The 23845-nt window shown below is 37.2% G+C and carries 21 protein-coding genes; 12 read left to right on the top strand and 9 right to left on the bottom strand.

Annotated elements, in window-relative coordinates:
- Window positions 1-85: 85 nt before the first annotated feature.
- From DL897_RS02065 to DL897_RS02045, 5 genes are read right to left on the bottom strand one after another with little or no spacing between them, the layout of a single operon-like run.
- Complete coding sequence (locus DL897_RS02065; protein ID WP_113657462.1) at window positions 86-553, bottom strand: GNAT family N-acetyltransferase; 468 nt, start codon at window positions 551-553, stop codon at window positions 86-88.
- Entirely contained in the window at window positions 550-1671 is a 1122-nt protein-coding gene (locus tag DL897_RS02060; RefSeq protein WP_113657461.1) for a YheC/YheD family endospore coat-associated protein, read from the bottom strand. The genes DL897_RS02065 and DL897_RS02060 overlap by 4 nt, the downstream gene beginning before the upstream one ends.
- A gap of 18 nt (window positions 1672-1689) precedes the next feature.
- Window positions 1690-3072 (bottom strand): YheC/YheD family endospore coat-associated protein, encoded by a 1383-nt coding sequence (locus DL897_RS02055; protein WP_113657460.1) that lies wholly within the window; start codon window positions 3070-3072, stop codon window positions 1690-1692.
- On the bottom strand, window positions 3069-4190 hold the full coding sequence (locus DL897_RS02050) for a YheC/YheD family endospore coat-associated protein (protein WP_113657459.1): 1122 nt from the start codon (window positions 4188-4190) through the stop codon (window positions 3069-3071). The genes DL897_RS02055 and DL897_RS02050 overlap by 4 nt, the downstream gene beginning before the upstream one ends.
- The gene (locus tag DL897_RS02045; protein ID WP_113657458.1) at window positions 4183-5619 is read right to left on the bottom strand and encodes a YheC/YheD family endospore coat-associated protein; all 1437 of its coding nucleotides are present in this window, start codon (window positions 5617-5619) and stop codon (window positions 4183-4185) included. Before DL897_RS02045 ends, DL897_RS02050 begins: the two co-directional genes overlap by 8 nt.
- Before the next feature lie 156 nt (window positions 5620-5775).
- Here DL897_RS02045 and DL897_RS02040 point away from each other — a divergent pair, with 156 nt between their 5' ends.
- The 3 genes from DL897_RS02040 to DL897_RS02030 all read left to right on the top strand — a co-directional run bounded on the left by DL897_RS02040 (window position 5776) and on the right by DL897_RS02030 (window position 8711).
- Window positions 5776-6120, top strand: coding sequence for a YlbF family regulator (locus DL897_RS02040; RefSeq protein ID WP_168188602.1), 345 nt, complete (start codon window positions 5776-5778; stop codon window positions 6118-6120).
- Between the two features lie 250 nt (window positions 6121-6370).
- The gene (locus DL897_RS02035; RefSeq protein ID WP_113657456.1) at window positions 6371-7066 is read left to right on the top strand and encodes a metal-dependent hydrolase; all 696 of its coding nucleotides are present in this window, start codon (window positions 6371-6373) and stop codon (window positions 7064-7066) included.
- Window positions 7067-7397: 331 nt separating this feature from the next.
- Entirely contained in the window at window positions 7398-8711 is a 1314-nt protein-coding gene (locus DL897_RS02030; RefSeq protein WP_113657455.1) for a DRTGG domain-containing protein, read from the top strand.
- A gap of 87 nt (window positions 8712-8798) precedes the next feature.
- On the opposite strand, the gene DL897_RS02025 is transcribed toward DL897_RS02030, so the two are convergent.
- The 4 genes from DL897_RS02025 to DL897_RS02010 form a co-directional block, all read right to left on the bottom strand.
- Window positions 8799-9107, bottom strand: a complete 309-nt coding sequence (locus tag DL897_RS02025; protein WP_113657454.1) for a YtpI family protein — start codon at window positions 9105-9107, stop codon at window positions 8799-8801.
- A 112-nt stretch (window positions 9108-9219) separates the two neighbouring features.
- On the bottom strand, window positions 9220-9423 hold the full coding sequence (locus DL897_RS02020) for a YtzJ family protein (protein WP_113657453.1): 204 nt from the start codon (window positions 9421-9423) through the stop codon (window positions 9220-9222).
- 264 nt (window positions 9424-9687) lie between these two features.
- Window positions 9688-10218, bottom strand: a complete 531-nt coding sequence (locus tag DL897_RS02015; RefSeq protein WP_113657452.1) for a sporulation membrane protein YtrI — start codon at window positions 10216-10218, stop codon at window positions 9688-9690.
- A complete protein-coding gene (locus DL897_RS02010) occupies window positions 10219-10548 on the bottom strand; it encodes a YtrH family sporulation protein (RefSeq protein WP_113657451.1) in 330 nt (109 codons plus the stop codon).
- A gap of 252 nt (window positions 10549-10800) precedes the next feature.
- On the opposite strand from DL897_RS02010, the gene DL897_RS02005 reads away from it, so the two are divergent.
- The 9 genes from DL897_RS02005 to DL897_RS01965 all read left to right on the top strand — a co-directional run bounded on the left by DL897_RS02005 (window position 10801) and on the right by DL897_RS01965 (window position 23769).
- A complete protein-coding gene (locus tag DL897_RS02005; protein WP_113657450.1) occupies window positions 10801-14220 on the top strand; it encodes a DNA polymerase III subunit alpha in 3420 nt (1139 codons plus the stop codon).
- Window positions 14221-14411: 191 nt separating this feature from the next.
- On the top strand, window positions 14412-14933 hold the full coding sequence (locus tag DL897_RS02000) for a phosphatidylglycerophosphatase A family protein (protein WP_240627233.1): 522 nt from the start codon (window positions 14412-14414) through the stop codon (window positions 14931-14933).
- A 755-nt stretch (window positions 14934-15688) separates the two neighbouring features.
- Window positions 15689-16933 (top strand): NADP-dependent malic enzyme, encoded by a 1245-nt coding sequence (gene ystJ / locus DL897_RS01995; protein WP_113657448.1) that lies wholly within the window; start codon window positions 15689-15691, stop codon window positions 16931-16933.
- 773 nt (window positions 16934-17706) lie between these two features.
- Window positions 17707-18549 carry an acetyl-CoA carboxylase, carboxyltransferase subunit beta gene (gene accD / locus DL897_RS01990; RefSeq protein ID WP_113657720.1) on the top strand — a complete coding sequence of 281 codons (843 nt, stop codon included), beginning with the start codon at window positions 17707-17709 and terminating at the stop codon, window positions 18547-18549.
- Window positions 18550-18569: 20 nt separating this feature from the next.
- Window positions 18570-19547, top strand: coding sequence for an acetyl-CoA carboxylase carboxyltransferase subunit alpha (locus DL897_RS01985; RefSeq protein WP_113657447.1), 978 nt, complete (start codon window positions 18570-18572; stop codon window positions 19545-19547).
- A 78-nt stretch (window positions 19548-19625) separates the two neighbouring features.
- A complete protein-coding gene (pfkA, locus tag DL897_RS01980) occupies window positions 19626-20582 on the top strand; it encodes a 6-phosphofructokinase (protein WP_113657446.1) in 957 nt (318 codons plus the stop codon).
- 68 nt (window positions 20583-20650) lie between these two features.
- A complete protein-coding gene (gene pyk / locus DL897_RS01975) occupies window positions 20651-22405 on the top strand; it encodes a pyruvate kinase (protein ID WP_113657719.1) in 1755 nt (584 codons plus the stop codon).
- Between the two features lie 544 nt (window positions 22406-22949).
- Window positions 22950-23390 carry an acyl-CoA thioesterase gene (locus DL897_RS01970; RefSeq protein WP_113657445.1) on the top strand — a complete coding sequence of 147 codons (441 nt, stop codon included), beginning with the start codon at window positions 22950-22952 and terminating at the stop codon, window positions 23388-23390.
- Window positions 23368-23769: an FxsA family protein gene (locus DL897_RS01965; RefSeq protein WP_420824099.1), complete on the top strand. Its 402-nt coding sequence runs from the start codon at window positions 23368-23370 to the stop codon at window positions 23767-23769. Before DL897_RS01970 ends, DL897_RS01965 begins: the two co-directional genes overlap by 23 nt.
- The last annotated feature ends 76 nt before the right edge of the window (window positions 23770-23845 follow it).

The following is a 23845-nucleotide window of genomic DNA, read 5'->3' as shown; positions in this document are numbered from 1 at the left end:
CGATTGTTGTTTTTTAAAATTCTGAAGCTATACATCTGTAAAAGGAAAGCTGATATCTATCCCCCTAAAAGAAAAGGGGGATTTTTTATGACCGGATGTTAAAAATATCTTGTGTTTGCCAATTCCCTCCACCAAACCATAATGTTGGCTTTCCAGTAGGACCTTTTATCAAATGAAAAGCAACGAGATTACAAGAGAAACAGAGTTTAAGACTAGGAATATTATCATGGGCTACTCGTGTGTATAATTTACTTAACTGTTGGAGGGCAAATTGAACTAAGGCTTCACCAACACCTTGTTTACGATGATTTGTGTGTACAACGATAAATGATTCTTCTAAACCGTAATTTCCAATGACAATCAGACCAATTAGTTTTCGCTTTTCCATACAAATAGCGACTAGTGTTCCAGCCTTTGCTGAATTTAAATGAAGTTTATTAAACCAACGAATAGCTCGAGCTGTGATACGTCCGTCCCCAAATTGTTTGATTAAATGAAGTAGAATAGGACGTACACGATGAAACTCACTAGCGCTAATGCGACGAACTTTCAATTTTTCACCTCCGGAACAGAATTTTTTGTAAGGCTTAGAAAACGACTATACTCTAAAATTTTTTGTAACGAAAGTGAACGTATTTCAGGTTCATCAAATTTCATTGGTTTCGCATTCGCCTCAAAAAACCATAAATTTCCTTTTTTATCAATTCCGATATCCATGGACATTTCTCCTAAGTTTGTATCTTCCTTTTCTTCAATTGCTTTGGCAAAGGAGAGGCTTGCTTTTTTTAAATGATTGGCAATTTCTGTAGATCGAGAACCAAATACTTTCTTGATGACTACATCAAAATTTTCAATACTTCCTCCCATTGGAACATGTGTAGAAATGGCATTTCTACCAGCTAAACGGATACCCATACCTGTAATATCCCAAATACCTTTGGCATCTTTTTGTACAAGAACACGTACATCAAAAAACTTGTTATGATACTGAGCTAAAGTAATACCTTGTTGAATTAAATAAGTGTTGGATTCACATAACTTTTGGATTAGTGACCATACCTTTTGAAAGGAAGTAAAGTAATATTTCTTTTTTTGGTTCTTTTGTTGATAAATTATTTCGTATTCTTTGTTATTTAAAGTGATACGAATCATACCGATCCCTGCTTTACTATGGATCGGTTTTAGGTAAAGGATAGGGTATTTAAATAGCATTAATTTGAGTGAAGTTAAATCATGTAGAAGAATGGAGTCGGGTAAATAGGAACGCAGATGTTTATCTGATCGTAAATGTTGATAAATCGTCCACTTATCAAAGAAGTGTGGATTAAAAAGGTGAATTTCAGGGATTGACTTCAATCTAGCTAAAGCACTTTGTACTTCGTCTGACTGTTCAACTTGTCGATTTGGAATCCGATTATAAATTACCTGAGGAAAAGGAAGTTCAGTTTTTTTCCATCGGGGCTTTCCTCGAACAAATGTAAGAGTATAACCAATGACAGATGATGGGTCAATTTGAAGACCACTCGGAGTTAGAACAAATACTTTGATCCCCATTTTTTTACCCATCATGATCAAGTCGATAAAGTTCTGGTGGTTTCCACGAAAGGAAGAACCACCATCTGAAGTAAAAATGGCTACATAAGGTCCTTTTTCTGCAGGCAGAACGCCCAATTCAGAACGACCTCCTTTTTATACAAATTCTGCCAACTTTAAACTATACTCTGTAATATATTTAGCTGATTGACGACCTGCTTCCCGTAAGTTTGGATGATGAAATATATGGCGTCCTGGTTTAGAATTAACTTCAAATAACCAAATACGTTGATTTTGATCAATTCCCATATCCATCCCAAGTTCTCCTAAGGGGCCACTTAGTTTCTCTTCAAGTACTTCAGCTATTTCGACTGCAGCTTGAACTAACATTTCTTTTACTTTCTGAGCATGGTTAGGTAAAATTTCTTTTAACAAATCATCTGTAAAGACGCTCCCACCTGTACGAACATGAGTAGTAACGGAGCCTAACCCTGCTACCTTTGCTGCTATACCTACTACTTTCCACTTTCCTGTGCTATCTTTATGCATGTGAACACGAAAGTCAACAGGTCGCCCATTTACTTTTAGTAAACGTATACCTTGTTGTACTAAATAATTTTTTAACTTATCGGGGTTGTTTTTAAAATAAAATTTAAGAAGATTTTCTAAGGTTCGAAATCGATGTAGAATACTTTTCTCTCCTTGATGAAATCGGCTAAAATATCCTTGAGTAGGGTGATGGGTAATACGAAAAATTCCCATGCCTAAACTCCCACCACTTGGTTTTAGATATACCATTTTATATTTATCCAGCATATTCTTTAAAACTTTTGATGTTGGATTTAGTTGAGATTCAGGAGAATAGCTAGCCGTTTGAGGGTGGCTCTTTATTAATTGGTAGATCGTCCATTTATTGAAAAATCCTTGATTAAAAACTTGGCAATGGGTGCTTTCTTTTAAGCGTAATAGACAACTTTGTACACGTGCTAGCGACTCTGCTTTGCGATTTGGAACTCGTTCGTATACGACATCAGGTAGAGGAGAGAGAGAGCGCATCCACCGCCATTCACCTGAGTTGTCTTTTTTATAGTAGTAGCCAATAACGGTTTTATTCTGCCAGTTAATCATCTCAGGAGTAAAAACATAAAAGAAGGGTTTTTCAATCTCACTAGCCAACAAAAAGTTTCGAAAAAGCAATGTTCTTGCACCAAATGGAGCTGTCATATTTCCAGTAAAACCTGTTGTTAGGATCCCTATGACTGGACCTAAACGTAATTTTTTATCATGAAAAGAAGCCCGTGTACGTGTTGATCCAGCAAAGGGAATAACAAGTTGCCGTGCTAAAGTAGATGAAAGAATGATGAAATATCCTGGGCGTTTATTTTGAAAGATGCGAACTTGAGCTGATTTATTTCCAAGTTCTATTTCGATGAGTTCTCCATGTGTACAATTCCATTGTTTCATTAAGGATTTGGAGAGAAAAATGGCAGTAGTCGGGGATTGAGGTAATGGTTGAATCTGACAAATAACTGAACTCATCCGGCTTTCCCTCCTGTAAGTAGGGAATATGCATAACGAATAGGTAATTGAATGGCACGTTCTCTAAGCTCATGGCGACCGATTTTTAAGAATACGGATCGTCCTGGTTTGGAATTGACTTCTAATAACCACACTTTTCCTTGGGGGTCAATACCAAGGTCTAATCCAAGCTCTAATAAAGGGCCATGTTTTGCTTCGATATAATTTGGAACGAGGTCTGTTAATTCTTTGATTTGATTCTGAATTTTAATTACAACCTCTTTTGAATATAATTTTTCGATAAAAGGGAGAAGTGGAACAGCCTCCCCGCCACCATGTAGATTTGAAGTAACTGTATGTGGATTTCCTATTCGGACAGCCATTCCCGTTGTTTCCCATTCATGTTTTTCGTTTTTTTGTACTAGAATACGCACATCAAAAGGGCGATGATCTGGAGTTGTTAACTTTAAAAAAGGTTGAATAATGTAACGTGTATTCGCAATAAAATGTTCTAACCAAACTAGAAGCTGCTTTTTATTAAAAAGGACATCTTGGAAAAATTGGTTCTGCTTTGTACGACCAGATATAAAATAACAAGAAAGAGTTTGCTTAATCGAAATAACTCCACAACCAAGGCTTCCACCATTCGGTTTTAGTAAAATAGTTGACCAAGCTTTTAGTGCTGATAACACTGATTGTAGGGAGCGGACAGGATAGGTAGATGGCAAATATGGTTGGAGTTTAGGATATTCCTTTAGCATCAGATAAGTTTGTAATTTTCCGCCTAAGGGGCGACCGAGGAGACGAGTTTCGGGATCCTCTGCTAGACGAACTACTGATGGTTTGTAGGATAAATAATGCTTGCGATCCATGTAGAAACAACGGTCGTAGATTAAGCATGGAAGTGGAAAAGTGGATGAAATCCATTGGTTTGGAGATGGATGGGTCCAAGCTTTTACTGTACGAGTAGACCAATCAATTTGTTTGGGATTAAAGATAATGATATTTATATGGTATTTTTTCCCGGCTTGAGTGAGTTGTTCAAAAAATATTTTCTCTGGAAAAGGAGGTCGTTCGCCTGTAGCATGAAAACATGTGATGACTCCAAGAGTATGCGTTTGACTGGAACCATTAGTCATTACACATCGTCCTCCTCTGGTACATAAAAGTAGGAAAACTTTTTTTGGTCTTAAATAAAGTGGGCTCTTTTAATCCAGTCAAAAAATGAGTATATTCCATGAGTCTGTACACAGAAGGGCGGGTTGAGTTGGTAGAAGAAATCATTGAATCATCTGTTTTGGAGGGCTTTGAGTTTATTTCCAATAGCCAAATATCCCCTTTTTGGTCGATTGCTAGATCAATACCTAACTCCGCAAAGTGTCCATCGGCTAAGCTCTCAAACGTTTTAGCAATTTCCAATGCCTTTTTTCGAAGTTGTGAAATAGAGGGCTTTCTTATTTGTTTTAATTCTTTAAGCAGATCAGATGCTTTACGGATTGTTCCACCTTTGGCTAAGTTAGAAACAATATGTTGATTGTTGGCGATTCTTCCGACTGCTGAGGTAATTGTCCAGTTACCACTTCGATTTTTTTGTACCAGTACACGAAAATCGACAGGTCGCCCTTCGCACTTGACGAGGTTGAGCCCTTGCTGAATGAGATACGACTGCTTTTTAATCCTTTGTTTTAATATCTGATTCATGTGATAAAGGGAATGTGTTAAACGGGTTAAAGTGCCACTTGGTGTAGTAGATTGATAAATAATCCGTCCATTTTGGCGAATTAAGCGAATAATGCCTCCACCTAAGCTACCATTGGCTGGCTTGAGATATAAAATCGGATAACGTTGCAACATTTCTTTTAGATGACTAAAAGAAAATAAGGTGGTTTCTGGTAGCATATCTTGCATTTTTTCATCATTACATAATATCTGATGAACTTGCCATTTATTTAGGAATTTCTCATTAAAAATAGGGACTTGATAATAGGTACGTAAGTGTTTAAGTTTTGCTTGTAGTGTTTCTTGTTGTTCGATTTTTCGCGAAGTAATCCGATTATAAATGACATCTGGAAATGGTAAAATTTTTTGTATCCATTTTCCTTTTTCATAGATCCATCCAATGATTGATTTTTTTCTGATAAGGATGTTTTCTGGAAAACATATAGCAACTTGAATACCATACATTGAGCCACAAAGAGCGCATTCTTCAAGAAAGCGAGTCATTGCTCCAAAGATTTGTTTTGCATTTTCTGAAGTTGGGGTATTCATAAGTATCCCAAGCAATGGACCTAGTTTTAAGCGGAGAGCTTGGGGATCAAATTGGGCATAGACCGAAGACTGATTAGGGAGGTAAAGCTTTGAAGCTAACTCTGAACTAATTAGGATGGTTGAACTTTTTTTCCGATTTAAGTAGATTTGACCTATATGGATAGATGATCCAAACATAACTCGAATAGACGGACTATGAATTCCGAGCTTTTTGACTAAAAAGCGACTCATATTTATATTTGTATTTGCAGGAAAATGGCGTTCAGGTATAACCTTGATCTGAATTCGTGATCGCCCCATGACAATCCCCTTCCGCCAGAAATAACTACTGTATAGTATGTAGGCATGTATATTTGGGTGATAAAAAAAGGCTTGCCTATATATACCATTATGAATAGGTATTAGTAATCAGCAGTACTAAATATGATATCTAACACACAGAAAGGAGTAACTCTAATGCAAAATGCTTATGATCTTGCACATCAATTGGCACGTACTATTCGAAAGTCTAACGTTTACCAAGAATGGAAAGAAGCGTATCAAGAAGTAGAGGACAATCCAAAGTATAAAGAGATGATTTCAACCTTTCGAAAGACACAGGTAGAGATGCAACAATTATTGCTGGAAGGAAAACAGCCTTCAGAAGAACAACAGGAGCAAATGAAAAAATTATCGATGGCCATTCAAGGTGTGCCTGCGATCATAAAATGTCTACAGGCTGAAGAAAGATTTGGAATTTTGATGAATGATCTTCAAAAAATAATTTATGAACCTGCCAAAGAACTTTTTGACACAAGGTAAGCGATTAGCAAACTAGCACGTACGAAAGTAGTATTATAGAATGGGACTGTAACTGGTAAATAGAGCACGTTGCATATTTCGATGAAAAGCCTAAATCACTCCTAAAATAGGTGCGAATCGTTTTGTGTAGGATCGACTTTTCTCCTATAGGGACTTCTATGGGAGGACCAAAGCCAACAGGAGTAGGTTGGGCTATGATAAGCGACTGATTTATGCAACCACCTCTAAATAGACAAATGGAGGTAACGTGATGAAAATTACCTTTCTAGGTCATTCTGGCGTTCTAATTGAACATGATTCATACTGTCTCGTCATAGATCCATTTATCACAGGAAATCCAGTGGCGAAGGTAGCTTGGGAGGATCTAAAAGCGGACTATATTTTAGTCACACATGGGCATGGGGATCATCTTGGAGATACCATAGAGATTGCGAAAAAAAACAAGGCTACGGTTATTGCCAACTTTGAGTTAGCTACATATTTAGATTGGCAAGGTGTTAAAACTCATGGAATGCATATTGGTGGAAGTTTTACTTTTGACTTTGGTACAGTGAAGTTGACACCAGCTTTTCATGGAACTGGATTAGTTGTAGAACATGGTAAAAAGAAAGAGATAATTTACTTAGGAATGCCAGCAGGTCTTTTGCTGACTCTAGGAGATAAAACAATTTACCATGCAGGAGATACTGGATTGTTTTCAGATATGAAGCTAATTGGTAGAAATAAACCAGTAGACTTAGCTTTCTTACCCATTGGTGATAATTTTACAATGGGACCGGAAGATGCTCTACTCGCAGCAGAATGGGTGCAAGCAAAACAAGTTGTCCCTATTCATTTCAATACATTCCCACTCCTCCAGCAAGATCCGCATCATTTTGCTAAATCCTTAGAACAAAAAGGAATTCAAGGTACTGTGCTTGATGTTGGTGGACAAATGATATTATAAAATACGATACTGATCGTGAGGGCTGGCGATAAGGATCAGCCCTTTCCCTCTCAAGGGACAACAATAAGAAGCCTATGACCATAAATTCGTCAACATAATTTTATGATTATTTAAAATAATTATTAAAAATTATAGATTAAAATAAAAACTTAGACCGAACACTCGATAGAGATAAGATATAAAATTGTAAAAGGTTTGTAATTATCCTGTAATGTTAATACTCTACAATGAAACTAGGATGAAAACCCCCTTTGGTAGAGACGGCCCCGGAAACCGTCTCTTTTTTTATGCATTTCTTTTGTTATAATACAGCTTAGAAGGGGGAAGCGGAATGACAACCAAGCATGAACAGATTATCCAATATATTGAAAGCTTGGATGTTGGCTATAAAATATCCGTTCGACAGATTGCCAAAGAGTTACATGTCAGTGATGGTACAGCCTATCGGGCAATTAAAGACGCTGAGGCCAAGGGATTAGTAAATACCATTGAACGAGTTGGAACCGTACGTATTGAGAAAAAGCAGCGTTCAGATATAGAAAAGCTAACTTTTGCAGAAGTAGTAAATATTGTCGATGGAAATGTATTAGGAGGGAAAGAGGGGTTACATAAGACGCTAAATCGGTTTGTGATTGGAGCCATGAAGTTAGAAGCGATGATGCGCTATGTTGAACCTGGGAACCTTCTCATTGTAGGCAATCGAGATAATGTCCATCGCATTTCTTTAGAAAGAGGCGCAGCTGTTTTAGTTACTGGTGGTTTTGATGCTACTGAAAAGGTAAAGCAATTAGCAGATCGCCTAGAATTGCCTGTGATATCTTCTAGTTATGATACTTTTACGGTTGCCTCTTTAATTAATCGAGCCATTTATGACCGGTTAATTAAAAAAGAAATTTTATTAGTAGAAGATATGCTATCTATGAATCAAAAGTTAATTTATTTATTTGAACATGACCCCGTTTCTTATTTTCATGAAAAAGTCAAGGAAACGGGGCATAGTCGATATCCAGTAGTAGATGAATCGAATAAAGTAGTTGGAATTGTTACTGCTAAAGATGTTATGGGGTATTCAGCCAATGAATCCATTGAGAAAGCGATGACTAAAAATCCGATCACTGTTACCCCTAAAACCTCATTAGCTTCAGCAGCACATGAAATGGTTTGGGAAGGAATTGAAATGTTGCCTGTAGTTAATGATCAAAAGCGGTTAATTGGGGTGATCAGTCGGCAAGATGTCATTAAATCATTGCAATATATACAGAAACAGCCACAAGTTGGTGAAACCATGCAAGATCTTAGCTTTCGTGGTTTTGTAGAAGCGACAGACCGGCAAGGAAATATTTTATTTCGCGGACAAGTCACACCACAGATGACTGATTCGTTAGGCACCCTAAGTACAGGGGTATTAACATCAATTATTACTGAGTCTTCACTTAGAGTACTTAGACGCTTGCGCCGAGGTGATTTGTCATTACAAAACCTTAGCCTTTATTCATTAAAACCGGTTCAGTTAGAAAGTAGCATCGAAATCATCCCTAAAATTCTCGATTTAGGTCGTAAACAAGCAAAATTGGATATTGAAGTCATACATGAAAATCAAGTGGTAGCCAAAGCTATGATGATGGCTCAAACCATCGAGAGATAGCTTTATTTAGCAAAGCCCCTTTCACTATGTACGAAGCATAGCAGAAGGGGCTTTAATTTCGAGATTAATACTCATTTATAAATGTCATTAACTATTATTCGTCTTTTTTTGCAACTGATTGGTAAAAAATCGTTTAAATTTAATGCCATAAAATAAATTGATCATTCCTAGAATCATGATTAAGGCAATTAGAATAAGGCGCCAGAGTCGGTAATCTGGAGTAAGTAAAAGGAATAGAGCAATGGAAATAAATAGAAAACCCATGTGAATATTCATCCATGCTTGATAAAGTTGCCGTTTTACTCCTTCTGTTTTCCGTTTCATTATGCTGTAATAGATCGTTCCAAATGTGGTCACTACAATCAAAGAGATAATCACGATCAATAAAAAGCCCATCGATAAGTCCTCCTATGTTCAATCGTTCAACGGGTAAAGATATGTATAAAGGGAATAAACATTATGTATTAGCGCCACCATCATACTAGATGGGGCGCAATTATACGTTTGATCAGTGAGAATGTCCCCCGCAATTTGAGGCTTCGGGGATAAACCAACATCCAAGCGGGGTTCGGTCAATATGCACCATCATATCCAAATTAGATAATTCTTTTTCGATGTAGCTAGCTACTTCTGCTGTTTCTGCATAAGCAGAGTAACCATCTTTTAATTTGTTAAGCTTTTCTTTTGCAAGGTGTTTACGACTAATAATCATAGATAGCTCCCCCTTTCGTTGGTTTAAGAAGTTGTACTAGACAAGTGTCTAAAATATTATTATAGCATATTACAAAATCGATATTCAGTTTATCCCCGTCGAACGATACATAGGTTCGTGAATGTGAAATTATTCACGACAAATGTTAAATATGGAATTCAAGATACTTAAAACAAGGATAAAATTAAATTTAATCTTATAAGTAATTAGTGAGTAGAAATATTTACATGTAAAGAATATACCCTAAAATGAATATTTTTTCACCTATTTTTGAGGAATTGTCATATTATTGTTAGAAACTTCCTCGGTACTAACCCAAATTTTTAATGTTTGTTGATGAAAAGACAGATATTTAACATAAACTTGTACCGTTTGGCTACTTTCTTCATCAATAGGAATAGGCTTTTTAAGTAGAACAGACTCGACAAGTTGAGGATTATTACTAACCCAATCCATTGATTTATCAAGAAAAGGCTCAAGTAAGGATTCTACTTGGGCTTTTATCATTTCTGTACCAAAACGCTGTTCACTATCTACCTCAACAATGATTTTTTTAATGGTTTCTGGTTGATGAGCGGTTTGTGGAGATTTCTGTTGGGATAATTTAGTTATTTCCTGTTCTAACTTCAAGATTCGCTTGTATTTTTGGTTATTGGCAAAATAAATGGCGTCTCTTTCTAAATACAAACTATCGATCTTTTGACTATATAAAAATAGGAATAGGGATGCTCCAGTAATCATACCAAACAGGAAAATAGTAAATGAGTAACGGTGCTTTTTCGCTTGTCTGAACATTTATAATTCCCCTTGAATAAGCCAATGAATTAATAAGACTCCAATATGGGCACCTAGGAAGGAACTCATAATAAAAATCAATTGTTGTCCAACTTGCCCCATTTGTCCGCCTAATACATTGACTTCGATTGCACGAATGGTATCAAAAGTACCTCCTAAAGCAGCAACCATCGCCCAAATCTTTAGTTGCTCTGCTAAACGAAGCATCCGTTCCATTGGATAGTCATTGGTTAGAAATGCACCAATTCCTCCCAATGCAACCCCTCCAACAACAACACCGAAAGCGATAAAGAAGTCGAGAATCGTTGTTTGCCAGAATTGTTCTTCCATTGTCAAAACCTACCTTTTTATGGTATTAAATGGATATATTTGCTGTAAGGTGGATAGAAAACTCCGATTATAGTCAAATTCTTAGAACAAAAGCGATGAGTGGCTTTTTTATTTAGTAACCTCAGTTCATAATTATGTTTTGGTACATGGGAATATGTGGACAATCCCAAAGAGAAGATGTGTTCGTGCAATAAAGCCAAGTCGTGGTAAGATAAAAGAAATATGCTCAGGATTAGAAAATAGGTGGTGGAAATGATGAACTTCGTACATCTTCATGTTCATACTGAATATAGCTTATTGGATGGGGCAGCACGGATTGAAGAGTTAGTAAAAAAAGCAAAGGATCAAAGGATGAAAGCCCTTGCAATTACGGATCATGGTGCAATGTATGGAGTGGTTCCTTTTTACAAAGCATGTAAACAGGAAGGAATTCACCCGATCATTGGCTGTGAAGTATATATAACGAGTGGTAATTATCAGGATCGTCCGAAAAGAAGTGAGCAAAAAAACTACCATCTACTACTTTTAGCTGAGTCTAACAAGGGTTATCGGAATTTGATTAAATTAACGACAGAAGCCCATCTTTCGGGATTTCATTATAAACCAAGAGTGGATAAAAGCCTGTTAAGAAAGTATAGTGAAGGTCTTATTGCAACCAGTTCTTGTTTGGCAGGGGAAATCCCTCAGGCGATCTTACATGGAAAAATAGAGCAGGCTAAGCAACTAGTTGATGAGTATGTGGATATTTTTGGCCCGGATCGCTTCTTCTTTGAACTTCAAGATCACCAGATTCAAGAGCAACAAAAAGTGAACCGCCAATTGATAGCATGGTCGGGGGAAATGAATATCCCATTGATAGCTACTAATGATGTTCACTATCTGAATGAATCAGATCAAGAGGTTCATGATTGTCTTTTATGTATTGGGACAGGAACAAAAATTTCAGATGAAGATCGTTTGCGTTTTCCAAGTGACCAATTTTATTTAAAATCCCCTGATGAAATGTATCATCTCTTTTCTTATGTTCCTGAAGCATTAATCAATACTGTTAAGATTGCTGAGCGTTGTCAAGTGACTATTCCTCTTGGCGAAAAGTTACTTCCACAGTATCCGATTCCAACTGGACAGACAGCGAAAGAATTTTTGTATGATCAATGTATCAAGGGCGCATTAGAGAGATACGGAACACTTTCTCAGACAGTGAAAGAGCGATTAAATTATGAGCTTAGCGTGATTGATACAATGGGTTTTAATGATTATTTCTTGGTAGTTTGGGATTTTGTAAGGTTTGCACATGAGCGTGGAATCGCGGTCGGGCCAGGACGTGGATCAGCAGCAGGTAGTTTGGTCGCTTATGTTCTAAAGATAACGGACGTAGATCCTATTCGATACAATTTAATATTTGAACGATTTTTAAATCCCGAACGGATTACGATGCCTGACATTGATATTGATTTTAATTATGAACGCCGTGATGAAGTCATTCATTATGTCAAAGAAAAGTATGGAGAAGAACGTGTCGCCCAAATTATCACCTTTGGAACAATGGCTCCGCGTGCTGCTGTTCGCGATCTTGGTCGGGTGATGGAAATTCCTTATCATGAAGTAGATCGTGTCGCCAAGATGATTCCAGCAAACCCAGGGATAACTTTAAAACGTGCTTTTGAATTAGAACCAGAACTGAAGACATTATATAGTCATCCACGTCTAGCTCAGCTACTCCAGTACGCAGCGAAGGTTGAGGGGGTTCCCCGACATGCATCGACCCATGCTGCTGGTGTTGTCATATCTCGTACACCACTGACAGATTATGTCCCTTTGCAAGAGGGAAGTGATGGAGTACCTCTTACTCAATATCCGATGGAAGTACTCGAAGAGATTGGGTTATTAAAAGCTGATTTTCTAGGGCTTCGAAATTTAACAGTGATTGAACGTGCTATTTGGCTAATCCAAGAACATACTGGACAAACCATTTCATTTCATCATGAGTATGATGATCCGGCTACATATGAGCTTCTTGCACAAGGGGAAACGATTGGTGTATTTCAAATGGAATCAGCAGGGATGAGAAAAGTATTGCAAGAGCTAAAACCATCTTCTTTTGAAGATATTATTGCAGTATTGGCATTGTATCGTCCGGGACCCATGGAACAGATTCCTCGTTTTATTCGAGCAAAACATGGAATAGAAAAAGTGACTTACCCGCATCCCGACTTGGAAGATATCCTTAAAAATACATATGGGATTATCGTTTATCAAGAGCAGATTATGCAGATCGCAGCGAAAATGGCTGGCTTTAGTCTTGGTCAAGCCGATCTTTTACGGCGTGCAGTAGGGAAAAAGAAAAAGGAATTATTAGCTCAACAAAAAACGATATTTGTTCAAGGGTGTGTACAAAATGGATATGATGAACAGACCGGGCAAAAAGTGTTTGACTTAATTTTGCGTTTTGCAAACTACGGTTTTAATCGCAGTCATTCAGCAGCATATGGCGTATTGGCATACCAAACCGCTTATTTGAAAACAAATTACCCACTTGCTTTTTTTGCAGCACTACTAACAACGGTGATGGGAAACCAAAATAAAATGACCGAGTATATCCAAGAAGCCAAAAAATTAAATATCCGTATTTTGCCACCCGATGTCTTATTCAGTGATGTCAATTTTTCAATCGAGGAAAATGCGATTCGATTCGGATTAGGAGCCATTAAGAACGTAGGTGCTTTAGCGATCCAATCCATCATCGCTGCGCGGAAGCAAAAACCATTTCAAAACCTGTTTGATTTTTGTAAGCGGGTTGACCTACGCATATGTAATCGACGTGTATTGGAATCATTGATTCAATGTGGGGCTATGGACTCTCTTCCAGGACACCGAGCGCAAAAGCTTGCTATGCTCGAAGAAATTATGAATAAAAATGGATATGATCATCGATCGGCCTCTCGAGATCAACTTAGCTTATTTCATGAAGAGTTTCCTGAGCATAGCTATGACCAAATTGCTCCTTATACGAAACGAGAGCAGCTTCACTTTGAAAAGGAGCTACTAGGAATCTATTTAACAGGCCATCCCCTTGAGGACTATCAAATAATTCTTGGAAAGTTGAGAAGCCATCAGATTTATCAATTATTGGAAGAAAAGGAACGGAAAAAGGTTACGATTGCTGGACTTATTAGTGATATCCGGCTAATTAAAACGAAAAAAGGAGAGCCAATGGCTTTTTTACAAGTAGAAGATGAGACAGGAACGATCGAAGTGGTTGTATTTCCACGCATATTTATTCAAGCGCGTACACTTCTGCGCGAAGATCAGCCCATACAAATAACGGGCTTAATTAAAATGGATGAAAAAGGGATCAAGTTGATAGCGGAAGCTTGTAACGATCTTGCTCAGACTCAAGCGAAGCAAACCCAAACAGAAACAAAGCGAAAAGTATATATACGGATTTTTCCACAGTCTGAGCAAAAACAAAAGCTACATCAGCTTAAACAAATTATTTTCGCATATCGAGGCGAAACACCCGTTTATCTATACTATGAACGCGACAAAAAAGTTTTAGAACTACCTGTACAAAAGTATGGAATTTCCCTGTCCAAGGAATGTATTTTTCAGATTGAGGAACTATTAGGATATCAAGCTGTGTATGTCAAAGAAGTTCAGCACGTTCATTAAGTAAAAAACATAAAATGACATACCTAATTAATCTTAGATCGATGTCTACGTTACTGCCGTAGTACTATTTATGGAATAAAAAATGATTTTTTCTAGTTAGATACTCTTTCTTCATAAGGACTATGAAATTCGATGGATACAATAATCGAGATAGATTATCCCATATGTTTAGGATAGAGGAGGATGAGTACTTGTTTTATCATCATATCGTTCAATTACTCGAAGAACGCGGTGTAAAGGTAAATCAGATTGCACAAATTGTTTATGATCTGCAAGTTCCATATCATCCCGAGTTGGAAATGGGAGAATGTATAGAAAGTGTTGAAACGGTACTCAAAAAACGAGAAGTTCAACATGCTATTATTACGGGAATTTCTTTGGATCAATTAGCGGAAAAAAAGTTACTTCCAGAGCCGTTTCAAACCATTATGGAAATAGATGAACCGTTATACGGAGTGGATGAAATACTCGCTTTAAGTATTATTAATGTATACGGATCAATCGGTCTAACTAGCTTTGGATACTTAGATAAAGACAAACAAGGTATTTTGCGTAAGTTGAATAATCATCAGACACAAATTCATGTTTTTCTAGATGATCTCATTGCTGGTGTCGCTGCTGCTGCTTCAGCAAGGATCGCACATCAATATCCAAATGCTGAGCGCTATTTTACAGACTATAAACGAGACCAACATGGATCTGTCATACAGTAACTATCTAAAAGTGATTAGACCTGTTGCGTATCTAAATTTGGACTACTTTTTTTGTTACGCTTCAGGTCTATATCCAATAAATAGCAAGTTTCATAAACTTAGTTGATTACAATTTATTTTCTTAGTTGAAATTAGATTATTTTTATATTTATATCAAATCCCTTTTATGCTTTAAAGAGTAATATTAATTGTGTGTTAATTGTAAATTTGTATGGTTTATTTTAATGTACGTTTGTGATATATTCATTCTATAAAACTCTTATTTACTTTAATGTGTTATATCATTGTAGTCTTAATCTCTTAGGAGAGTCGAAGAGCAATAAGTTTGGTTTAATATTCTGATAATTCGTTTAATATTGGGATGCATCATAGAGACGATCATATCTATCAGTTTTCTTTTTCCGAATAAATGATGTTTACGTATTTCTAATCACTAGAGTGAAATAGGAAAAGAAAAACGTTATAGAAGAGAACTGTGTCATCTATACAATCTTGTATCATATTAAACGATCAGGGATTCCTATTATTTGAACACAAAGGAGGGAAGTAGAAAGTTCATTAGGGTAAGATCGATTCATAAAGAAATTTAAATGTAGATAGACAGTTATAAAAACCAATCGATATTACACGAAAATTCAAACTCGGTATATAAGTAATGAAATACGGAAATATGCATTATAAATAAAAGTCACCCTATTTTATTCCAATTGGCATTTTGCTATAATGTTGGACAAGCTGGCAGCAAAAAAGGAGCGATGAAGTTGAAGAGCTTACGTGAGCAAGCGTTAAGTATACATCGAGAGAATCATGGGAAGTTAACAGTTAATTCGAAGATTGCCGTTAATAATGCACATGATTTAAGTTTGGTATATTCCCCTGGAGTGGCAGAACCATGTCGTGAGATTTATGATCGTCCAGAGGCAATTTATGATTATACAATGAAAGGAAATATGGTCGCTGTTGTTACGGATGGAACAGCAGTCCTTGGACTCGGAAATATCGGGCCTAAGGCAGCTATGCCCGTGATGGAAGGAAAAGCTGTTTTATTTAAATCTTTTGCTGGGGTCGATGCGTTCCCGATCTGTTTAGATACGACAAATGTCGAGAAGATTGTGGAAACAGTTAAGTTATTAGCACCTACTTTTGGTGGAGTCAATTTGGAAGATATAGCGGCTCCAAATTGCTTTATCATTGAGGATCGACTAAAACAAGAACTGGATATTCCTGTTTTTCATGATGATCAACATGGAACAGCGATCGTGACGCTCGCAGGACTAATTAATGCTTTAAAAGTTGTAAACAAAAAATTTGAGCAAATCCGGGTTGTAGCCAATGGAGCAGGTGCTGCTGGAATTGCTATTATTAAATTGTTGCTCATCCTTGGAGTAAAAGATATTATTATGTGTGATAGTCGTGGAGCTATCTATGAAGGACGACCATACGGAATGAACCCTGTAAAAGAAGAAATTGCTAAGGTTACGAATAGAAAACGAATGGAAGGTAGCCTAGAAGACGCAATGAGAGATGCAGATGTATTTATTGGGGTTTCTGTAGCTGGAAGTGTTACACCTGAAATGGTTCGTTCTATGAACCGAGATCCAGTCATCTTTGCTATGGCAAATCCTGAGCCGGAAATCATGCCTGAAGAAGCATTAGCAGCGGGTGCCAAAGTAGTAGGAACAGGGCGTTCTGATTATCCAAATCAAGTAAATAATGTACTGGCTTTCCCAGGTATTTTCCGTGGTGCATTGGATGTACAGGCTCGTCAAATCAATGAAGAAATGAAATTAGCTGCAGCATACGCGATCGCTAGTTTAATTCATGAGAATGATCTCCGTTCGGACTATGTTATTCCGGCTCCATTTGACCCTCGTGTAGCTCCAGCTGTTGCAAAAGCAGTAGCTCATGCAGCTGTTGAAACGGGTCAAGCTCGTATTCATGTAAATCCTGAGGAAGTTTATAACCATACACTACGTTTAACAAAGACATTAGTTCGATAATACTCAATAAGAAGGAGGCTATTTTACTTAATTGTGATCAAGTAAGCAAAATAGCCTCCTATACCTCCTTCTATCTTTAGTTATAAGAATTGATATGTATTTGGATGTTTTTTATTTTAAAAGATGAGTACATATTTTATCTATGTAGTAAAATAAAAGAGATGGTGCTTAATCCAGGAAACAAACTGTAAAAGCACATATTATTTTGAACGAGAGACTTTTAACTAATCATAATAGGAAGTTAGTTCAAAAATGATATGGAGCTGTTTTGGCATGGAACCCTTCTTTGATATGTAACTAGGATGTAGCTATGCTTAAAAGTAAAAGATGAATATAGAAATAATTTATGGTATACTATTCAGTAAAATTTAGGTTTGTAGTATACTGACGAATTTTTGTTAGAATCCATGGAAGTTACCTTTTTTTGTCGTCTATGTAGTATAGAAGTAAAGAAATTGTTGTCTTTAAGACCTATTGGTTCACTCGAACCTATTTTTGAATCATATGAATGAGAATAGGAAACATGATTAGTAATTGTAGTTAGTGTTAACACGAAAAATAAATGATTGTGCTTATTTCAGTTCCCTTGTGAAAATAATTTAAACCATTTTCTACTAAAAAATTGAAGTTATATTAATCTAGAGAGTATGTTGTATAGTTCGGTCAAAAACTTAGTCATTTCCAGATGAAGCCGCAAAGCGAAGGAAACGATGAGCGGTGGATTAAGAGGACAACCTCTATATGGAAAGTTTCACTCAGATGGGGTGTTACACTTGTTTAAGGATTTATTTCGAAAACAGCGTAAATATGCGACAATACCGTCACCACAAGCAAAAAAAGAGATACCAGAGGGCATTATGCAAAAATGCTCTAGATGTAATACAATTTTAATTGCTAAAGAACTAGAAAAGAATCTAAAAGTATGTAAATCCTGTGGATATCATTTTTCAATGTCTGCACCTGAAAGAATCCAGGCTACTGTAGATGTAGGTCGTTTTTTTGAATACGATGCTGACTTATTGTCTGTTGATCCACTGGAGTTTCCAGATTACAGCAAAAAACTGGAAAAAGATCAAGAAAAGACCAAATTAAATGAAGCAGTTGTAACAGGGGAAGGAACCATAGGTGGTTACCCTGCTGTGATTGGTGTGATGGATTCTCGCTTTCGGATGGGAAGTATGGGATCTGTTGTAGGTGAAAAGATTGCACGTGCGGCTGAAAGAGCAACAACAAAGCGCTATCCTTTTATCTTGTTCTGTGCATCAGGCGGAGCTAGGATGCAAGAAGGAGTACTCTCATTGATGCAAATGGCCAAAACGAGTGCTGCCATTGAAAAAATGAATCGCGAACGAGTATTATTTGTGTCGATTCTGACCAATCCTACAACAGGTGGCGTGTCGGCGAGCTTTGCTTCTTTAGGTGATATTAATATTGCTGAACCAGGAGCGTTAATTGGATTTGCTGGTCGTCGTGTTATTGAACAAACGGTACGGCAAAAATTGCCAGATGACTTTCAAACCGCAGAGTTTTTATTAAAACATGGTCAACTAGATATGGTAGTTCCACGTCTCGAATTGCGTGATACATTGATAAAAATTCTAGAGTTTCACGCATAAGGGAGGATGTATGAGTACTTATGACAAATGGCTACTTACCTTTTGAAAAACCGCTCATTGAGCTGCGAGATAAAATTGTTGAACTGAAGAAATTCACCAAAGATCAGTCAATCGATTTAAGTGAAGAGATTGAGACCTTAGAAAAAAAAGCTGAAAAACTAGAAAAAGAAATCTATGGAAATCTTACAACTTGGCAAAAAGTACAGATTGCACGTCAGACTAGTCGTCCCACCACACTGTTTTATATTCGATCGATTTTTACTGACTTTATGGAAATGCATGGAGATCGGCTGTTTGGGGATGATCCAGCTATTATAGGTGGAATTGCCAAGTTAGATGGTAGACCTGTAACCGTTATTGGACATGAACGAGGTACAGATACCAAAAATAAAATTGCGAGGCATTTTGGTCTACCACATCCAGAAGGATATCGGAAAGCACTTAGATTAATGCAACAAGCTAACAAATTCGGTCGTCCTATCATTACTTTTATTGACACTCAAGGAGCGTATCCAGGGCTTGAAGCTGAAGAACGTGGTCAAAGTGAAGCGATTGCTCGAAATTTGAGAGAAATGGCTGGTTTTTCCGTTCCAATTATTTGTGTCGTGACAGGTGAAGGTGGAAGTGGTGGAGCTCTGGGTATCGGTGTAGGAAACCGCCTGCTTATGTTGGAACACGCCTATTATTCAGTGATCTCACCTGAGGGCGCTGCTGCTATCTTATGGAGAGATGCTAATCAAGCACAACAAGCGGCTGAAGCTCTCAAAATTACTTCCAATGATCTTAAAACTTTAGGTGTGATTGATGAGATCGTTCCAGAGCCAAAAGGTGGAGCTCATCGTGACCAGAATCAGCAAGCTGCTTATATTAAAAAAGCTATTGTAAAGCATTTGAATTCATTACTAAAGCTAACACCTGATGAACTAGTTGAAGATCGATATCAAAAGTATGCTCAAATCGGGAAATATCTTGAGCCTGCTTCAAAAGGAAGCCGCTAGTCGGTTTCTCTTTTTTTCATTGGCTGGTCGTTTTTTGTCCCTATGGGACAGGATAATTTATAAAAAAGGAGTGATATGATGAAGCGGATTGGAGTATTAACAAGCGGTGGAGATGCTCCTGGTATGAATGCAGCTATTCGTGCTGTAGTAAGAAGTGGAATTTATCATGGTTTAGAAGTATTTGGGGTTTATCGTGGTTATAGTGGTTTAATTCAAGGAGAAATAAAACCTCTCACTTTACGTTTTGTTGGGGATATTATTCACCGTGGTGGAACTATTTTGCATAGTGCTCGTAGTGAAGAATTTCGTACAGAAGTAGGACGAGAAAAAGCTGTTCAGCAATTAAAGAAATATCAAATTGATGGGCTGGTAGTGATTGGCGGGGATGGTACTTTTCAAGGAGCTAGTAAACTAGCTAAGTATAATATCCCTGCTATTGGCGTGCCTGGAACGATTGATAATGATATTAATGGAACAGACTATACAATTGGTTTTGATACGGCGATTAATACAGTCATTGATTCAGTCGACAAAATTCGTGATTCTGCATCTTCCCATGAGCGCATCTTTGTGGTAGAAGTTATGGGTAGAGATGCTGGTGATATAGCACTCTGGGCGGGACTAGCTGGTGGTGCAGAGTCCATTATTATTCCTGAGAACCCTATGAAAATGGATGAAGTTATTGCGCGGTTACAAAAAAGTTTAGAGAGTGGCAAAAAGCATAGTATTATTCTAGTTGCTGAAGGCGTAGGGAGTGCAGTTGAGATAGCTAAGCAATTAAAACAACAAGGTATGGACACAAGATTAACTGTTTTAGGTCATGTACAACGCGGAGGATCACCTACTGCTTTTGACCGAGTTTTAGCTAGTAGAATGGGGGCCAAGGCTGTTGAGTGTCTACTAAAAGGGGAGTCCCATCGTATGATTGCCATCCGGCATAATGAAGTCATTTCAGTAGACTTTGCAGAAGCGATCAAGCAAAAACACCAACCGATTATGTCATTGTTTGATTTATCCAAAATCTTGTCGATTTAACTTTGGATACTGGTTTCTAAAAGAGTAACCAACAAAAATTGAATTTAAGTGAAGGGGCGACTATGCAAATGGTACGTAAGACCAAAATTGTTTGTACAATAGGCCCGGCCAGTGAGGAAATTGAAATTTTAAGAAAATTAATGGCTAGTGGGATGAATGTAGCCCGTCTAAATTTCTCCCATGGTACACATGAAGAGCATGCAAATCGGATCCATAATATTCGTCAAGCTGCTAAGGAAGAAGGAAAAACTGTAGCCATCTTATTGGATACGAAAGGACCAGAAATTCGAACAGGTGATTTAAAGGTTCCTCAAGTAGAATTAGTTGCTGGATCGGAATTCATTTTAACTACCGAATCGATTTTAGGTGATGAAAAAAGAGTTTCTGTATCATATCAGGGACTTATACATGATGTAGAACCTGGATCCACTATTTTAATTGATGATGGTTTAATAGGTTTGACTGTACTAAAAGTAGAAGGAACAGACATATATTGCAAAATCGAAAATGGCGGGATTTTAAAAAGTAAAAAAGGTGTAAATTTACCTGGTGTCAAAGTGAACTTACCAAGTATCACTAAAAAAGATGCGGAAGATATTTTGTTTGGTATTCAGCAAGGTGTTGATTTTATTGCAGCGTCTTTTGTTAGAAAGGCAGAAGATGTACTGGAGATTCGCAAAATATTGGAAGAGCAACAGGCAGATATCCATATTATTTCTAAAATCGAAAATCAAGAGGGAGTACAAAATTTAGATGAAATCTTAAAAGTCTCCGATGGATTAATGATTGCGCGAGGAGATTTAGGAGTAGAAATTGCAGCAGAAGAAGTGCCTTTGGTTCAAAAAGAGGCCATCCGCAAATGTAATCAATTGGGTAAACCTGTAATTACAGCAACACAAATGCTTGACTCCATGCAACGAAATCCCCGTCCAACACGTGCGGAAGCAAGTGACGTGGCTAATGCTATCTTTGATGGTACTGATGCCATTATGCTTTCAGGTGAAACCGCTGCTGGTAAGTATCCGATCGAATCAGTACAAACAATGGCAAACATCGCTGAACGAACCGAATCAGCTTTAGAGTATAATGAATTATTTGATTCACGTAGCCGTGAGTGGGAAAATACTATTACAGATTCTATTAGTCAATCTGTTGTAAATACATCTTTACATTTAGACTGTGCAGCGATTATTACAGCGACAGAAGGAGGATACACCGCTAGAATTGTTTCGAAGTATCGCCCGAAAGCACCGATTATTGCTGTTACACCTAATTTACCAGTCATGCGAAAGCTTGCCTTGATTTGGGGAGTTCATCCTGTTCAAGGTCCAGTTTGTGAAACAACCGATGATATGTTTAAAACCGCAATTGCCACTTCACTCACAACAAAGTATGTAAGACAAGGTGATTTGGTTGTAATAACTGCTGGTGTACCAGTAGGACAGTCAGGGACAACCAATCTAATGAAAGTACATGTAATTGGTGGGGTATTAATTCACGGCCAAGGCATTGGCAAAAAAGTCGTATTTGGAAAAGTTGTGTTAGGAGAAACTGCTGAACAGATTCATAGCCAAATGGAAGACGGAGCGATTATTGTAACACGTTCCACTGATCGAGATATGATGGATTCATTCGCACGAGCAGGTGCTGTGATCACAGAAGAAGGTGGGCTTACCTCACATGCAGCTGTTGTTGGTGTAACATTAGGGATTCCTGTTGTTGTTGGAGTACAAGATGCAATGAATATCTTAAAAAATGAAAAAGAGATTACTGTAGATGCAGAGCGTGGACATATATACTCGGGACGCGCTAATGTGTTATAAATATAAAAGCTGGGACTCTCTCCCAGCTTTTTAAATAAATCCTAAAATTTTTAATTATTCGGAGTGAATAAGAAAATTTGATCAAAAATCTAGGATATCTGATAGGAGTAGGTCCGAAAATGATGAATGGTGAATAAAGAAGTGAAACTTTATTTATATTAGTCGTAATCGTGGATATATCCACCACCGTAATTTTTTTCTTCTTTTCTTTCTTTTACGGAGTTTCATAACGATTCCCCCTTCACCTTTTATTTTTATGTCCAAATGTTTTTAGCGTTATTTTTCATCTTTATTCTTACAAGACCAGATTGTTTAATCGTTCAGATATGAAAAGGATATATCGATGCTAATCTCATTATGTGAGATAAAACCATAAAATATGTGTTGCTTCCATTTCATTTACCGATTTGGTTTTTTGTTACTTATTTTATTTTGATATAATGAAGTTGTTATTTTATATATCGTGATATGAGATGGACAGAAGTAACCATGATCGGTGGAGCGAATTGAACATAAAAATATAATGGAGGATGTATGAGTCGATATGGAAACAAATAAAAGTGTTTCAGAAACCATCATACGTGTGCGCTATCAAGAAACAGATCAAATGGGTGTAGTATATCATACCAATTATATGGTTTGGTTTGAAGTGGCTAGAACCGATTTCGTTCGAGATATCGGGCTTTCATATCGCGATATGGAGAAGTTAGGGGTACTGCTTCCTGTTATTGAAGTAAATTGTGTATTTCGTTCACCAGCCCGTTACGATGATGAAATAATTATAAAAACTTATGTGAAGGAACTAAGTGGATCAAAAGTTATCTTCGAGTATGAAGTTCTACGAAAAGAAGATAATAAATTATTAGCAACTGGATTTTCCAAACATTTATGGGTAAATCGAGAGATGAAACGCATTAATCTTGCCCATGTTCTTCCAGATATTTATGAAAGGTTACTACAATATGCACCAAATGAAGAAGCCTAATTTTTTTGGTGGATGGATCTTTTTGCTCTTATTGCTTCCTCTGATTGAACTGTGGGGACTCATTCAAGTGGGTAGCTTAATTGGTGCACTTAATACTATTTTATTAGTAATATTAACAGGTGTGCTGGGGATTTATCTGACTAGACAGGAAGGCTTACAAGCGGTACGCAAAGTACAAGAGAATATGATGCGGGGTGAACCACCTGGGGACGCTATTTTAGATGGTCTTTGTATATTAGCAGGTGGTATTCTACTATTAATCCCTGGCTTTTTTACCGATTTATTGGGGACTATTTTCCTCATTCCATTTACTAGAAATTGGATTAAGCGATGGATCATCATATGGATTCGTAAAAAAATGGAACAACATTACCGCTAGCAAACACGACTAAATGAAACTTTGTCTACGTAAAAAGAATGGGTTGCTTTAAAGAGAACCCATTCTTTTTATTATT

The organism is Thermoflavimicrobium daqui (assembly GCF_003313465.1).
Taxonomy (GTDB): domain Bacteria; phylum Bacillota; class Bacilli; order Thermoactinomycetales; family Thermoactinomycetaceae; genus Thermoflavimicrobium; species Thermoflavimicrobium daqui.
The sequence above is the reverse complement of the archived record's forward strand: the minus strand, read 5'-3'. Positions and strand labels throughout refer to the sequence as shown.

Coding starts and splice junctions, on each gene's coding strand:
- DL897_RS02055 (WP_113657460.1), bottom strand. CDS start 3,072: ATGAGTTCAGTTATTTGTCAGATTCAACCATTACCTCAATCCCCGACT.
- DL897_RS02050 (WP_113657459.1), bottom strand. CDS start 4,190: ATGACTAATGGTTCCAGTCAAACGCATACTCTTGGAGTCATCACATGT.
- DL897_RS02045 (WP_113657458.1), bottom strand. CDS start 5,619: ATGGGGCGATCACGAATTCAGATCAAGGTTATACCTGAACGCCATTTT.
- DL897_RS02040 (WP_168188602.1), top strand. CDS start 5,776: ATGCAAAATGCTTATGATCTTGCACATCAATTGGCACGTACTATTCGA.
- DL897_RS02035 (WP_113657456.1), top strand. CDS start 6,371: ATGAAAATTACCTTTCTAGGTCATTCTGGCGTTCTAATTGAACATGAT.
- DL897_RS02030 (WP_113657455.1), top strand. CDS start 7,398: ATGACAACCAAGCATGAACAGATTATCCAATATATTGAAAGCTTGGAT.
- DL897_RS02025 (WP_113657454.1), bottom strand. CDS start 9,107: ATGGGCTTTTTATTGATCGTGATTATCTCTTTGATTGTAGTGACCACA.
- DL897_RS02020 (WP_113657453.1), bottom strand. CDS start 9,423: ATGATTATTAGTCGTAAACACCTTGCAAAAGAAAAGCTTAACAAATTA.
- DL897_RS02015 (WP_113657452.1), bottom strand. CDS start 10,218: ATGTTCAGACAAGCGAAAAAGCACCGTTACTCATTTACTATTTTCCTG.
- DL897_RS02010 (WP_113657451.1), bottom strand. CDS start 10,548: ATGGAAGAACAATTCTGGCAAACAACGATTCTCGACTTCTTTATCGCT.
- DL897_RS02005 (WP_113657450.1), top strand. CDS start 10,801: ATGATGAACTTCGTACATCTTCATGTTCATACTGAATATAGCTTATTG.
- ystJ (WP_113657448.1), top strand. CDS start 15,689: ATGAAGTTGAAGAGCTTACGTGAGCAAGCGTTAAGTATACATCGAGAG.
- DL897_RS01985 (WP_113657447.1), top strand. CDS start 18,570: ATGACAAATGGCTACTTACCTTTTGAAAAACCGCTCATTGAGCTGCGA.
- pfkA (WP_113657446.1), top strand. CDS start 19,626: ATGAAGCGGATTGGAGTATTAACAAGCGGTGGAGATGCTCCTGGTATG.
- pyk (WP_113657719.1), top strand. CDS start 20,651: ATGGTACGTAAGACCAAAATTGTTTGTACAATAGGCCCGGCCAGTGAG.
- DL897_RS01970 (WP_113657445.1), top strand. CDS start 22,950: ATGGAAACAAATAAAAGTGTTTCAGAAACCATCATACGTGTGCGCTAT.
- DL897_RS01965 (WP_420824099.1), top strand. CDS start 23,368: ATGCACCAAATGAAGAAGCCTAATTTTTTTGGTGGATGGATCTTTTTG.